Raw genomic sequence first — 12592 nt, forward strand, 5'->3', positions numbered from 1 at the left:
GCGCCCGAGATGCGGGGGCGGGGAGACCAGGCCCCCCGCCCCCGGGCGTCACACGACGGCTCCCGTGCCCCGGCGCTCGCGCTTGACCTTCGGAGCGGGCGGCGCGGGCGGCGGCTTGCGGTCGAAGCGGGACAGCAGGATCGCCACGGGACCGGCAACGAAGCCGGACGACAGCGTGCCCACCACGATGCCCGTCACCAGCGCGATCGCGAAGTCCCGCAGCGAGTCGCCGCCGAACGCCATGAGCGCGACCAGGATGAACAGCGCGCCGAGGCCGGTGTTGACGGTACGCGGCAGGGTCTGCAGGATCGCGCCGTTCACCGACGAGGCGAACGGCTCCTTGCGCCGGATCGCCCACAGCTCCCTGACCCGGTCGAACACCACCACCTTGTCGTTGACCGAGTAGCCCACGATGGTCAGCATCGCGGCCAGGAACACGCCGTCGATCGGCTTGCCCAGCCAGGCGAACATCCCGCTCACCAGCACGACGTCCACGCCCAGGGCGGTCACGGCCGCCGCGCCGAACGTCCAGCGGAAGCGGAAGGCGAGGTAGGCCAGCTGCATGGCGACGGCCATGCCGAGCGCGATGAGCGCGTTGCGGCGCAGCTCCTCGCCCAGGCTGGGACCGATGAACTCCTCGCGCCGCTTGGTCACCTCGCCGGCCTCGGCCCTCAGCTCCTGCTCGATCCTGGCCGTCTCCTCAAGGCCGAGCCGCGCGGCGCGTACGGTGACGCCGTCGTCGCCGGTCTGCACCACGGCGCTGGGGAACCCGGCCCGCGCGACGGCCTGCCCGGCGGCCTCGGCGGACACCGGCCTGGACGTGCCGAACTCGACGAGCCGGCCGCCGGTGAACTCGACGCCGAAGTTCAGGCCGCGCACGGCCAGCCCGGCGACGGCCGCCGCCGCCAGCACGCCGGCCATCGCCAGCCACAGTCTGCGTCCTCGCATGAGCTGCGGGTTCCTGCGGTTGAGCCACGTCCTGACGGCTCCGGGCGAGCCGAGCCCCGACACACGCGGCCCCGCCCTGTTCATGACGGCCTCGGTGAGCACGCGGGTGATGACCATGGCCGACACGAGCGAGGCGATCACGCCGACGCCCAGCGTCACGCCGAACCCCTTGACCGGGCCCGACGCGAGCCAGAACAGCAGCCCGGCCGCGATCAGGGTCGTGATGTTGGAGTCGGCGATCGCGCTCCACGCGTTCCTGAAGCCGCGGACGAGGGCCGCGCGCAGCCCTCTCTTCCGCGCCTGCTGGTACTCCTCTCTGGCGCGTTCGAAGACGAGCACGTTGGCGTCGATGGCCATGCCGATGGCCAGCACGAACCCGGCCAGGCCCGGCAGGGTGAAGGTGGCGCCCATCGCGACGAGCGCGGCGTAGGAGATGAGGCCGTAGCAGAGCAGGGCGATCGTGGACAGCAGGCCGGACAGGCGATAGACGGCCACGATGAAGACGGCGGTCAGCAGCAGGCCGGTCACCGCGGCCTCGGCGCTGGCCTTGATGGCGGCCTCGCCGAGCGTCGGGCCGACCGTGCGCTGCTCCACCAGGTCGAGCGGCACGGGCAGCGCGCCGCCCTTGATCAGCACGGCCAGGTCGCGGGCCTCCTCGTGGGTGAACGACCCGGTGATGTCGGTGCTGCCGCCGGGGATGCCGACGCGGCAGGCCACGGACGGGTCGACCGACGGCGAGGAGATGACCTCCTTGTCGAGCACGATGGCGACGCGGCGCTTCGGGTCGCCGTACGGGTGACAGGCGGCCTCGCCGGTGAGCTTCGCCCACGCCGCGCCGTCGCGGAAGTCGATGCTGACCCACCAGCCCGGGCCGCGCTGGGGGTCGCTGCGCTCGGCGGCGTCGGTGACGCCGTCGCCGGTGATGACGGCGGGGCCGATCTTGAGCGGCGCGCCGCTCTCATCGCGTACGGCCGACTTGTCGCCCTCCTCCGCCGTGCCGAGCACGGCGTGGAAGGTGAGCTGCGCGGTACGCCCGATGACCTCGGCAGCCTGCCGGGGGTCGAGCACGCCCGGCAGCTCGACGATGATCCGCTTCTCGCCTGAGCGGACCAGGGTGGGATCGACCACGCCGAGCGCGTCGGCCCGCTGACGCAGCACGGTGATCGCCCGGTCGGTGGCGGCGGCGTCGGCCTTGACCGTGGGCGAGTCCTTGGTCTCGAAGACGAGCTGGGTGCCGCCACGCAGGTCGAGTCCTAGACGCGGCGTGGCGGAGAAACTGACGATCACTGAGATCACGATGACGGCACAGGCCGCCAGCGCACGCCAGAGCGGCGCACGTTTCATGGGAGCCTCCACAGGGCTTGGCCCGCCCTCCGCCCACACCTGCCCAGCGGGCAGGGAGGGTCGCGCGCATCGCGGGAGCGACGTGCGGGGGCGGGTCGTCAGGAAAGGGACGTCGTCAGTGCCCTGTGGAAGGCGGCGCGCGAGGCGGCGTCGCCGGTGGCCGGCATCCCGCCGGAGCGCCGCAGGCGGCCCGCGGGACGACGACCGCCCATGAGCCACCGGATCCGCCCTGCTCAGGCTGCGGCGGGGCGACCCCGCCCGGCACCGCGCCGCCGGCCCAGAACGGCGACCAGACCCGCACGACCGGCGGCAACTGCGGCACCTGCCGCAACACCGCGTGGTCCTGCTCGGCCCGCCCAGGAGCCGCATGGGCAGCCGCCTGAACGGCCGCGTGGGCGGCGAGGTGCTGGACGGCCTGCGCGTGGGCCGCTTGTGCGTGGGCGGCCTGTGCGTGGGCGGCCTGTGCGTGGGCGGCCTGTGCGTGGGCGGCCTGTGCGTGGGCGGCCTGTGCGTGGACGGCCTGTGCGTGGGCGGCGGGCGGCAGGAACCAGGACAGGAGAAGGAGCAGCGCGGCAGGCAGCCGAGTACGCATGACGCTCCCCTCCCTTCGCGCCTCACCCTAGCCGCCCCAGGCCCGCCCGGCACCGCGCCGCGCAGAGGTCAGGCGGGCGGGGGTGAAGGGGGAGCCCGCCGGACCGGGCGGGGGGTGGTCAGGTGGCGTCAGGTGGCGAGGGCCGTCAGGTGGCGAGGGCCGTCAGGTGGTGGGGTGTTCGGCGAGGAAGACGAACTCGCGGCCTGGGCGGTCGGGGGCGTCCCTGACGTCCTTGAGCGTGTAGCCGTGGGCGGCGAGGTCGGCCGTGACCTCGTCGCGTTCGCGGAAGCGCAGCGTGGAGTCCGAGGTCAGCACCTGGCCGTCGGAGGCGAACACGTACGTGCCGCGGAAGGTGACCAGCGGCAGGCTGACGTCGAGCAGGTCCACCCAGTGCTCCACCACGCCCACCCCCGGGATGTCGGCCCGCACGTACGTCTCCTCCCGGTTCCAGCCGAGCCACGCCCGCCTGGCCGGGTCGCGGGTCTCGAACACCAGGTGCCCGCCGGGCCGCAGGGCCGCGTGCACGGCGCCGAGGGTGGCCGACCAGCCGGCGGGCTCGGCGATCGCCTGGGCGACGTTCGCGGTCATGGTGGCCAGGTCGGCCGACATCGGCGGCACGGCCGTCGCGTCGCCGTGGATCCACCGCACCCGATCGGCGCCCGGCTTGGCCCGCGCCACGTCGAGCGAGGCCGCCGCGGGATCGACGCCGGTCACGTCGAGCCCGCGCCCGGCCAGCAGCAGCGCGAACGTGCCCGTCCCGCACCCGACGTCGAGCACCCGGCGCGCCCCCAGCTCGGCGGCGACGGCGGCATAGGCGTCGAGGTCGCTGCGATCGGGGTCGAGGGGGTCGTAGACGGCGGCGAGACGGGGGTGCTCGAAATGTGTGTCGGCCATGCGATCACGCTACGCCGCTCCTGATGGTGTGGTGTTTGGCGCGGCTTGATACGTTGGTGACAGGTGTGCCGGGAAGTCTGGTCGGCGATGGTCGTCGTCATTCCTTGAGGAGGCACTCGCCGCATGCCCAGCACGCTGTCCCCGCAGGCCCGCTCGTGACGTTCATCGCATGGGCCGCGGTGGCGGTGTTCCTGTTCGCGTACGCGCTGATCGCCAGCGAGAAGGTGCACCGCGTGGCCGCGGCGCTCGGCGGGGCCGGGGTCATGCTGCTGATCCACGCCACCGACGCGCAGGCGGCGTTCTTCTCGGAAGAGACCGGCGTCGACTGGAACGTCATCTTCCTGCTGCTCGGGATGATGGTCATCGTCGGCGTGCTGAAACAGACCGGGGTCTTCGAATATCTCGCGATCTGGGCGGCCAAGCGGGCGAAGGGCCGGCCGTACCGGCTGATGGTCCTGCTCGTGGTCATCACCGCGCTGGCCTCGGCACTGCTGGACAACGTGACGACCGTGCTGCTGATCGCGCCGGTGACGTTCCTGGTGTGCGAGCGGCTGGCGCTCAACGCGGTGCCGTTCCTGATCGCGGAGGCGATGGCGTCGAACATCGGCGGCGCGGCCACGCTGGTCGGCGACCCGCCGAACATCATCATCGCCAGCCGCGGCGGGCTGAGCTTCAACGACTTCCTCGTGCACATGGCGCCGATGGTGGTCGTCCTGATGGTCGTCTTCATCGGCATGTGCCGGTTCCTGTTCCGCAAGTCCTTCGTCTACGACCCGGAGCGCGCGGCCGAGGTCATGGCGCTCGACGAGCGCGAGGCGATCGCCGACCGGCGGCTGCTGTGGCAGTCGCTGGCCGTGCTGGCGCTGGTCATGGTGGCGTTCGTGCTGCATCCCGTGCTGCACTACGAGCCGTCCGTGGTGGCGGTGCTGGGCGCCGGCGTGCTGGTGGCGGCCACCAGGATCACCACGTCGGAGGCGATCCGCGAGGTGGAGTGGCCGACGCTGGTGTTCTTCGCCGGGCTGTTCGTCATGGTCGGGGCGCTGGTGCACACGGGCGTGATCGAGCAGGTGTCGCAGGCCGCGGCCGACGCGACCGAGGGGCGGCTGGGGCTGACCACGATGGTGCTGCTCGGCGCGTCGGGCGTGCTGTCGGCGATCGTGGACAACATCCCGTACGTCGCCACCATGAGCCCCATCGTGGCCGACCTCGTCCAGGCGGGCGGCGGCAACGAGCACGCGCAGGTGCTGTGGTGGGCGCTGGCGTTCGGCGCCGACCTGGGCGGCAACGCCACGGCCGTCGGGGCGGCGGCCAACGTGGTGGTGCTCGGCATCGCCGCCCGCAACGGCACCCCGATCAGCTTCTGGCAGTTCACCCGCTATGGCCTGGTCGTCACCGTGGTCACGGTCGCCCTGTGCGCGCCGTACCTGTGGCTGCGCTACCTGGTCTGAGTGCTCGCCTGAGTACGGAACCAGACGGCCTCCAGCGCCAGCTCGTCACCGCCGCTGACGGTCACGCGGCCGCCCGCGCAGCGCGGGCACACGTAAGTCCCGTCCAGCTCATCCAGCTCGTCCAAGTCGTCCAGCGAAGGGCCGGGCGCGGGTCCGGCCGTGCCGGCCGCGACCCGGGCGCGGGCGGTCGTCCTGAGCGGCGGATCCATCGACTCCGCACGCCTGCCGCAGCCGTCGCAGTCGATCGTCACCGGGGAGACGACCAGGTGGACCGCCGCGTCCTGCGCGGCCGTGCCGCGGGCGGCCCGGCAGAAGGCCTGCCTGAACGTCTCGGCGGCCACCGCGTGCCTGGCCCCGACGCGTACGCGCACCGCGGACACCCGCCGCCCCGCCGCCTGGCGGTGGATCACCTCGACGAATTCCGCGCAGAGCCCGCTCTCGTACCCCCGCATCCATCCCCTCCTCCTGTGCCGGCCGTCCGGCCGCTTCCAGAAGCGCCCATACCGCACGGATGACCTGCACAAACGCGCCTGACCAAGGGAACACTTGACCACGCAACATGACAAACGGTGACCATTGTGTAGCGCAAAGTGTCGCGACCGCGCCTTGAAGGAGGACGTGGCCCCCGGCGCACACTCGAGGCGAACGCTGAAGCTGCTTCGGGGGTGGTTCCTCGTGCGCGACGGGTTCGATACCCGCGAGTCCTGGCTCTTCGAGTGCCTGCGCTGCCTGCACGTCTGGGAGGAGGACTACGTCGTCAGGCACCTCGGCGACGGCCGCGGCCGCACCGTCCAGGTCTGGCTCAAGCACGGGGTGCCCGTGCAGCCGCCGTGGTCGGGGCCGTGCTGCCCGGCCTGCGGGTCGTCGTCACTGACCTCGTTCCCGCCCGGCTACCTCGACCGCCATCCCGAGCTGGTGGCGGCCGACCCGCTGCCGCCCGCCAGGGTGCCGGCGCTGCCCGTGGAGCCGGTGCCGCGGCCCGCCGTACGCGCACCGCTGCCGCGCCGGTTGTTGATCGTGGCGGGGCTGCCGGTGCTGGCCTTCGTCGCGTACGAGGTGTACCGGTATCTCCTCATCTCCGGTATCCCCCACCATTGACCTCGCGCAGGCGGCGTACCGGTCCGGCGAAATCGGTCAGGACAGAGTGAGAGCGTCGATGTCGATGTGGAGGTCGGCGAGGTGACGCGTGGCGCGGATGGCGGCGGCGTTGGGCTCGTCCACCGAGGCGACCCACCGGGCCGCCTCGTCGGGCGTCTTGCCGAACTCGACGTGCCGCCTGGTCAGCCGGTCGAGCCGGACACGGTCGTCGAGGTCGGCGTACCAGACCTCGGTCATGGCGGCCCGGACGGCGGGCCACGGGTCGGTGCGCGAGAGCAGGTAGTTGCCCTCGCTGACGACCACGCGGGTGCCGGGCGGGACGGGGATGGCGCCGGCGACGGGCTGCTCGATGTCGCGGTCGAAGGACGGCGCGTACACGATGGAGCCGGTCTCGGTGCGAGCCCGCCACAGCAGCGCGAGGTAGCCGTGGGCGTCGAAGGTGTCGATGGCGCCCTTACGCCCTCGGCGGCCGAGGCGGTCGAGCTCGACGTCGGCGAGGTGGTAGCCGTCCATGGGCACATGGACGGCGGGCAGCCCGGCGCCGGTGAGGGCCCCGGCCAGCCATCGAGCCAGCGTCGACTTGCCGGCGCCGGGGCAGCCGGCGATGCCGACGATCACCCGCTGCCCACCGCCGCACAACCCGCGCACCCGCTCGACCAGCGCCTCACCCATCACCGCACTCCCCCGTCCGCCCGGATGGCCGAGTTCATTATGGGGCGTTCATCATGGGGCGTTCATGGGGGTCGGCTACCAGGTGACGGGCAGCTCGTAGACGCCGTAGACCTGGCCGTCGTGCTTGAACGGGATCTCCTCGATCGGCACGGCCGCCGCGAGGGTGGGGATGCGCCGGTAGAGGGTGCCGTACACGACCTGCAGCTCGACCCTGGCCAGCGGCTGGCCGAGGCACTGGTGCACGCCGAAGCCGAAGGCGACGTGCCGGCGGGCGTCGCGCCGCACGTCGAGCCGGTCGGGGTCGGGGAAGACGTCGGGGTCGCGGTTGCCGATGTCGTTGGGCATGATGATGCCCTCACCGGCGCGGATCACCTGGCCGGCGATCTCGATGTCCTCCAGCGCGACGCGGCGGCGTCCGCTGTGGGTGATGTTGAGGTAGCGCAGCAGCTCCTCGACCGCTCCCGCGACCAGCTTGGGGTCGTCGGAGTCGCGCAGCAGGGCGAGCTGGGCGGGGTTCTGGAGCAGGGCGAGGGTGCCGAGGGCGATCATGTTGGCGGTGGTCTCGTGGCCGGCGATGAGCAGCAGCACGCCCGTCTGCGCGGCCTCCTGCCGGGTCAGCTCGCCGTCCCGCACGCGGGCGGCCACCTTCGACAGCAGGTCGTCGGCGGGGCCCGCCAGCTTCTCGCCCACGAGCCCGTCCAGATACTCGTACAGGCGGCCGAAGGCGACGGCGCGGTCCTCCGGCGTGACGCTCCGCTTGATGATCGTCTTGCTGTTGTCCTGGAAGAAGGCGTGATCCGCGTACGGCACCCCGAGCAGCTCGCAGATGACCAGGGAAGGCACCGGCAGCGCGAACGCCTCCACCAGGTCCACCGGCTTCGGCCCGGCGAGCAGCTCGTCGATGAGGTCGTCCACGATGCGCTGGACGGCCGGCCGCATGCCCTCGACGCGCCGGACCGTGAACGCCCCCTGCACCATGCGGCGCAGCCTGGCGTGCTCGGGGTCGTCCATGAGGATGAAGCTGAGCGAGCCGCCGCCGGCGGCGGGCGTGTGGACGGGGTAGCCGGGCCGGGTGACGTCGGCGCTCACCTTCGGATGGCTCAGCAGCGCCTTCTGCTCGGCGTGCCGGGTCACGAACCAGGGGGTGCTGCCGTCCCAGAGCCGCACCTTCGTCAGCGGCCCGCTCTCCTGCAGCGCCCGCAGCTCGGGCGGCGGGTCGAAGGGGCAGCGCGCGGCCCTGACGCCGGGGAACTGCGGGACCTGCTCCTGGCCTGCGGTCTCGTGCACGGTGCCGCTCATGCGTCCTCGCTCACGTCGATGGCGCCTGCGGGGCAGACGGCCGCGGCCTCGCGTACGGCGGCGTGCAGCCCCTCGGGCGGCTCCGCGTCGAGCAGCAGCACGATGCCGTCGTCCTCGCCCTGGTCGAACACGTCGGGCGCGAGCAGCACGCACTGCCCGGCGCCGCAGCATTTGTCCTGGTCCACGGTGACCTTCATGACGTTCTTCCTTCCTTGACGTCCCTGGTGACCGGGGCGGTCCAGATCGCGGTGATCGCGTCGATCAGGCCCGTCGCGGCGTCGTGCCAGGTGGAGCGCGGGGTGGGCAGGTTCTCGGCGAGCGCGCGCTCGCGCTGGGCGCACATGTGGACGAGGAGCTGGCTGGCCATCTCGTCGCGCTCGGCACGTACGTCGGCGGGCAGCTCGGGCAGGCAGCGGCGCAGGCCCTCCAGGACGCGCATGAGGGCCGGGGAGGTGAGCGCCTCGTCCCGCATGATCTTGCGCAGTGCGGGGTCGGTCATGACCTGGGCGGCGAAGCGGGCGTACCAGGTGGGGGTGCCGAGTGCGGCCAGGTGCCCGGTGAGCGAGCGGACGAGGCAGCCGACCCAGTCGCGTGGCTCGGCCGAGCCCTCGACCTCGGCCAGGAGGCGGCGGCGCTGCCGTTCGACCTGGTCGGCGTGCTTGCGCACGATGGCGCGCACCAGGTCGGCCTTGGTGCCGAAGTGGTAGCCCACGGCGGCGTTGTTGCCCTGGCCCGCGGCCTCGCTGACCTGGCGGTTGGAGACGGCGTACACGCCGTGCTCGGCGAAGAGCCGCTCGGCGGCGCTCAGGATCTGCTCGCGGGTGGCGTTGACCCGGGCCGTTCTGGCCGCCATGATCCACCTCTCACGCTGACAGATCCTGACTGGATCTTGTCGGATTCGGGCGAATTCAGCCAATCAAGCAGGTGGGCGTAAGTCAAGCGACTGCTTTAAATTTTGCTCCGCCATGACGGCCCACCGAAGGGGCCGCCGTCGGTGGCGATCATCACCATCCGGCCGCAAATCGGACATCTCGCCACTGACCAGGCAACTCTCCGCCCGATCACGCCATTTCATGGGGTCGGCTTTGAATGGTCATGCATTCGTGTGTATATACTTCTACTCGTGTCCAAGATGCTCACCTCCCTCCCCGTAGGCGAACGCGTCGGGATCGCCTTCTCCGGCGGCCTCGACACCTCCGTGGCTGTCGCGTGGATGCGCGAGAAGGGTGCGGTGCCCTGCACCTACACCGCCGACATCGGCCAGTACGACGAGCCCGACATCGCGTCGGTGCCCGGGCGTGCCACGCAGTACGGCGCCGAGGTCGCCCGCCTGGTCGACTGCCGGGAGGCCCTCGTCGAGGAGGGTCTGGCGGCGCTGGCCTGCGGGGCGTTCCACATCAGGTCCGGTGGCCGCACCTACTTCAACACCACCCCGCTCGGCCGCGCCGTCACGGGCACGCTGCTGGTGCGCGCCATGCTCGACGACGAAGTGCTCATCTGGGGCGACGGCTCCACCTTCAAGGGCAACGACATCGAGCGGTTCTACCGCTACGGCCTGCTCGCCAACCCGTCCCTGCGCATCTACAAGCCGTGGCTCGACGCCGACTTCGTCAGCGAGCTGGGCGGACGCAAGGAGATGTCGGAGTGGCTGCTCGCCCGCGACCTGCCCTACCGCGCGAGCACCGAGAAGGCCTACTCGACGGACGCGAACATCTGGGGCGCCACCCACGAGGCCAAGGCCCTCGAGCACCTCGACGCCGGCATCGAGATCGTCGAGCCGATCATGGGCGTGCGGTTCTGGGACCCTGAGGTCGAGATCCCGGCCGAAGACGTCACGATCGCCTTCGAGCGCGGGCGTCCGGTCAGCATCAACGGCAAGGAGTTCCCCTCGGCCGTCGACCTGGTGCTGGAGGCCAACGCCATCGGCGGGCGGCACGGGCTCGGCATGTCCGACCAGATCGAGAACCGCGTCATCGAGGCCAAGAGCCGCGGCATCTACGAGGCTCCCGGCATGGCGCTGCTGCACGCCGCGTACGAGCGGCTGGTCAACGCCATCCACAACGAGGACACCCTGGCCAGCTACTACATCGAGGGCCGCAAGCTGGGCCGGCTGCTCTACGAGGGCCGCTGGCTCGACCCGCAGGCGCTGATGCTGCGCGAGTCGCTGCAGCGCTGGGTCGGCATGGCCGTCACTGGCGAGGTCACGCTGCGGCTGCGGCGCGGCGAGGACTACACGATCCTCGACACCACCGGCCCCGCCTTCAGCTACCACCCCGACAAGCTGTCGATGGAGCGCACCGAGGACGCCGCGTTCGGCCCGCTCGACCGCATCGGCCAGCTCACCATGCGCAACCTCGACATCGCCGACTCCCGCGCCAAGCTGGAGCAGTACGCCGGGCTCGGCATGGTGGGCAGCCCCCACCAGTCGCTCCTCGGCGCTCCGCAGGCGGCGGCCAGCGGCCTCATCGGCTCCCTCGACGAGGGCGGCGCCGAGGCCATCGCGGCCCGCGGCGAGTCGATCACGTCCCGCTCGGACGTTCCCGAGGACGACGTGCTGCTCGACAACGCCGCCATGGAGTTCGGCACTGACTGATCCGTCCCGCTTCGACCGCCCCGTGTGCCCGCGAGCACGCGGGGTGTCGTCGTCTTGGGGGGAGTTCGCCCTGCTCAGGCCCGGCGCCGCCGTCAGGGGGCCGTCCTACGGCCCTGCCGGGGCGCACTCAGAGCTTCTTGTCACGATGATTCTGGTAACAAACATTTCCCAAGATAACCGGTCTATCGGGTTGTCATTGACTGGAATTGTTGGAACATATGGTTCGAGTCCTGAGTGAGGTCCAAAGATCGCTTACCGCGAATAAGGGTCGGCGGCGAGGGGAAAGGGGCAACGCTCATGCACCAGCGTGCTGTCCGGAATTTGGCCAAGTTGGAGACCACGCAGGCCAGGATCACGCGTATCTTCGACGCGGCCGCCGGCGGGAAGAACAACTTCCTGGTCGACAAGGACGCGGTGCGCCATTTCGATCAAGCCACCCCGGCCCTGACGAACGCGGCCCACGCGGTGCTGGAGTTCTTGTCGCGGGTGATCCGTCATCTGGCGGTGCAGGAAGAAGTGGATCAATTCCTGATCGTCGGCAGCGGAATTCCGAGCGGGCTGTCCGCCGGGCGGAATCTGCACGATCTGGCCAAGCACCCGGGCGGGCCCGCCCCGAGAGTCCTGTACGTCGAGAACAACCCCATGGTGGTGACCTTGGCGCAGGCCACCATCGAGCCGTTCACCGACCTGGTGCGCGTGGTGGAGGGGGACGTGCGGGAGATCGACGAGGTGCTCAACCACCACGTGGTCAGGACCTTCATCGACTGGGACCGCCCGGTGGCGGTGCTCCTGCTGTCGGCCTACAGCCTGCACGATGAGGAGTATGCCCACTATGTCATCAAGCGACTCCGTCACACGGCTCCCGCCGGTAGTTTTCTCACCCTTCTGCACACCACGTTCGACGGCGTCCCACCGGAGTTGCTGCCCGCCATCGACGACCTGCTCGCGATGACGCTCCCCCACCTGGCCGTACGCTCGAAGGAGGAAGTGGCGGCCCTGTTAGAGGGACTCGATCTGGTGGCGCCGGGCCTGGTCTGGGTACCGGAGTGGCGGCCGCTGGGCGAGGATCTCTCCTGCCAGGAGGAGCCCAGCAAGTCCGGCAACTACGGCGCTGTCGCCCGCATCCCCTGAAAGCACGCCAAGTCTCGTTTGCAAAGTTTTCCGGCGCGCATTCACAAGAGTGAGGGCGAGCGTTTATCGTGGAGTTGGGAGCGCTCCCAAAACCGAGAGATGTGATGCGTATGGCCCTCCAACAGGGGTCCCTGTCAGCGCCACCGGCCCGCATGGTGGAATACCTGCTGCCGTCCGTGCCCTCGGGTGTCGGCAGGGCCCGCGAGCTGATCAGGACCGATCTGACCGACTGGGGACTCGCGCACATCGTGGACGACTGCCTGCTCATCGTCAGCGAGCTGGTCACCAACGCCGTACGCTACGGGGGCTCCGCCTACGCCCTGCGCCTGGAAGAGCGCGCGGGCGAGGTCTACGGGGAGGTCTTCGACCCGGGCGAGGGCGTGCCGCGCCCGCGGGCCGCGGACACGGACGCGATCTCGGGGCGGGGGCTGCAGATCGTCGGGGCGATCGCCGACGCCTGGGGCGTGACGGCCACGGACAACGGCAAGGTCGTGTGGTTCTGCGTCACGCCGTGAACACTGTGAGCCACGTCTCATGCTGACCGGGTAAGCTGCAAGGGTCCTTCAGGCAATC

The 12592-nt window shown here is 71.1% G+C and carries 13 protein-coding genes; 5 read left to right on the plus strand and 8 right to left on the minus strand.

The features are described from left to right. Window positions 1–48 precede the first annotated feature (48 nt). The 3 genes from secD to AB0K12_RS06505 all read right to left on the minus strand — a co-directional run bounded on the left by secD (window position 49) and on the right by AB0K12_RS06505 (window position 3778). A complete protein-coding gene (gene secD, locus AB0K12_RS06495) occupies window positions 49–2292 on the minus strand; it encodes a protein translocase subunit SecD (RefSeq protein ID WP_364556164.1) in 2244 nt (747 codons plus the stop codon). A gap of 115 nt (window positions 2293–2407) precedes the next feature. Continuing rightward, a complete protein-coding gene (locus AB0K12_RS06500; protein WP_364556166.1) occupies window positions 2408–2884 on the minus strand; it encodes a hypothetical protein in 477 nt (158 codons plus the stop codon). Window positions 2885–3046: 162 nt separating this feature from the next. Then, window positions 3047–3778 (minus strand): class I SAM-dependent methyltransferase, encoded by a 732-nt coding sequence (locus AB0K12_RS06505; protein ID WP_364556168.1) that lies wholly within the window; start codon window positions 3776–3778, stop codon window positions 3047–3049. Between the two features lie 155 nt (window positions 3779–3933). On the opposite strand from AB0K12_RS06505, the gene AB0K12_RS06510 reads away from it, so the two are divergent. After that, window positions 3934–5226, plus strand: a complete 1293-nt coding sequence (locus AB0K12_RS06510; protein WP_364556170.1) for an ArsB/NhaD family transporter — start codon at window positions 3934–3936, stop codon at window positions 5224–5226. Here AB0K12_RS06510 and AB0K12_RS06515 read toward each other — a convergent pair. Continuing rightward, entirely contained in the window at window positions 5214–5678 is a 465-nt protein-coding gene (locus tag AB0K12_RS06515) for a hydrogenase/urease maturation nickel metallochaperone HypA (protein WP_364556172.1), read from the minus strand. The two genes, AB0K12_RS06510 and AB0K12_RS06515, sit on opposite strands and share 13 nt — an antisense overlap. Window positions 5679–5901: 223 nt before the next feature. Between AB0K12_RS06515 and AB0K12_RS06520 the strand changes: the two genes are divergently transcribed. Continuing rightward, window positions 5902–6324 carry a hypothetical protein gene (locus tag AB0K12_RS06520; RefSeq protein WP_364556174.1) on the plus strand — a complete coding sequence of 141 codons (423 nt, stop codon included), beginning with the start codon at window positions 5902–5904 and terminating at the stop codon, window positions 6322–6324. A 36-nt stretch (window positions 6325–6360) separates the two neighbouring features. Here the strand turns inward: AB0K12_RS06520 and AB0K12_RS06525 are convergent, their stop codons facing one another. From AB0K12_RS06525 to AB0K12_RS06540, 4 genes are all read right to left on the minus strand, one after another. Further along, the gene (locus AB0K12_RS06525) at window positions 6361–6996 is read right to left on the minus strand and encodes a nucleoside/nucleotide kinase family protein (protein ID WP_364556175.1); all 636 of its coding nucleotides are present in this window, start codon (window positions 6994–6996) and stop codon (window positions 6361–6363) included. Window positions 6997–7071: 75 nt separating this feature from the next. Continuing rightward, window positions 7072–8295 (minus strand): cytochrome P450, encoded by a 1224-nt coding sequence (locus tag AB0K12_RS06530; RefSeq protein ID WP_364556177.1) that lies wholly within the window; start codon window positions 8293–8295, stop codon window positions 7072–7074. Continuing rightward, window positions 8292–8492: a ferredoxin gene (locus tag AB0K12_RS06535; protein ID WP_345386644.1), complete on the minus strand. Its 201-nt coding sequence runs from the start codon at window positions 8490–8492 to the stop codon at window positions 8292–8294. The genes AB0K12_RS06530 and AB0K12_RS06535 overlap by 4 nt, the downstream gene beginning before the upstream one ends. Further along, entirely contained in the window at window positions 8489–9148 is a 660-nt protein-coding gene (locus AB0K12_RS06540; RefSeq protein ID WP_364556179.1) for a TetR family transcriptional regulator, read from the minus strand. The genes AB0K12_RS06535 and AB0K12_RS06540 overlap by 4 nt, the downstream gene beginning before the upstream one ends. Before the next feature lie 270 nt (window positions 9149–9418). On the opposite strand from AB0K12_RS06540, the gene argG reads away from it, so the two are divergent. The 3 genes from argG to AB0K12_RS06555 all read left to right on the plus strand — a co-directional run bounded on the left by argG (window position 9419) and on the right by AB0K12_RS06555 (window position 12534). Further along, complete coding sequence (gene argG, locus AB0K12_RS06545; protein ID WP_364556181.1) at window positions 9419–10888, plus strand: argininosuccinate synthase; 1470 nt, start codon at window positions 9419–9421, stop codon at window positions 10886–10888. Window positions 10889–11209: 321 nt separating this feature from the next. Beyond that, window positions 11210–12019: an SAM-dependent methyltransferase gene (locus tag AB0K12_RS06550; RefSeq protein WP_364556183.1), complete on the plus strand. Its 810-nt coding sequence runs from the start codon at window positions 11210–11212 to the stop codon at window positions 12017–12019. A gap of 110 nt (window positions 12020–12129) precedes the next feature. After that, the gene (locus tag AB0K12_RS06555; RefSeq protein WP_364556185.1) at window positions 12130–12534 is read left to right on the plus strand and encodes an ATP-binding protein; all 405 of its coding nucleotides are present in this window, start codon (window positions 12130–12132) and stop codon (window positions 12532–12534) included. Window positions 12535–12592 lie beyond the last annotated feature (58 nt).

This window comes from Nonomuraea sp. NPDC049419 (genome assembly GCF_040676995.1).
In the GTDB taxonomy this organism is placed as follows: domain Bacteria; phylum Actinomycetota; class Actinomycetes; order Streptosporangiales; family Streptosporangiaceae; genus Nonomuraea; species Nonomuraea salmonea.

Coding starts and splice junctions, on each gene's coding strand:
- secD (WP_364556164.1), bottom strand. CDS start 2,292: ATGAAACGTGCGCCGCTCTGGCGTGCGCTGGCGGCCTGTGCCGTCATC.
- AB0K12_RS06500 (WP_364556166.1), bottom strand. CDS start 2,884: ATGCGTACTCGGCTGCCTGCCGCGCTGCTCCTTCTCCTGTCCTGGTTC.
- AB0K12_RS06505 (WP_364556168.1), bottom strand. CDS start 3,778: ATGGCCGACACACATTTCGAGCACCCCCGTCTCGCCGCCGTCTACGAC.
- AB0K12_RS06515 (WP_364556172.1), bottom strand. CDS start 5,678: ATGCGGGGGTACGAGAGCGGGCTCTGCGCGGAATTCGTCGAGGTGATC.
- AB0K12_RS06525 (WP_364556175.1), bottom strand. CDS start 6,996: ATGGGTGAGGCGCTGGTCGAGCGGGTGCGCGGGTTGTGCGGCGGTGGG.
- AB0K12_RS06530 (WP_364556177.1), bottom strand. CDS start 8,295: ATGAGCGGCACCGTGCACGAGACCGCAGGCCAGGAGCAGGTCCCGCAG.
- AB0K12_RS06535 (WP_345386644.1), bottom strand. CDS start 8,492: ATGAAGGTCACCGTGGACCAGGACAAATGCTGCGGCGCCGGGCAGTGC.
- AB0K12_RS06540 (WP_364556179.1), bottom strand. CDS start 9,148: ATGGCGGCCAGAACGGCCCGGGTCAACGCCACCCGCGAGCAGATCCTG.
- AB0K12_RS06555 (WP_364556185.1), top strand. CDS start 12,130: ATGGCCCTCCAACAGGGGTCCCTGTCAGCGCCACCGGCCCGCATGGTG.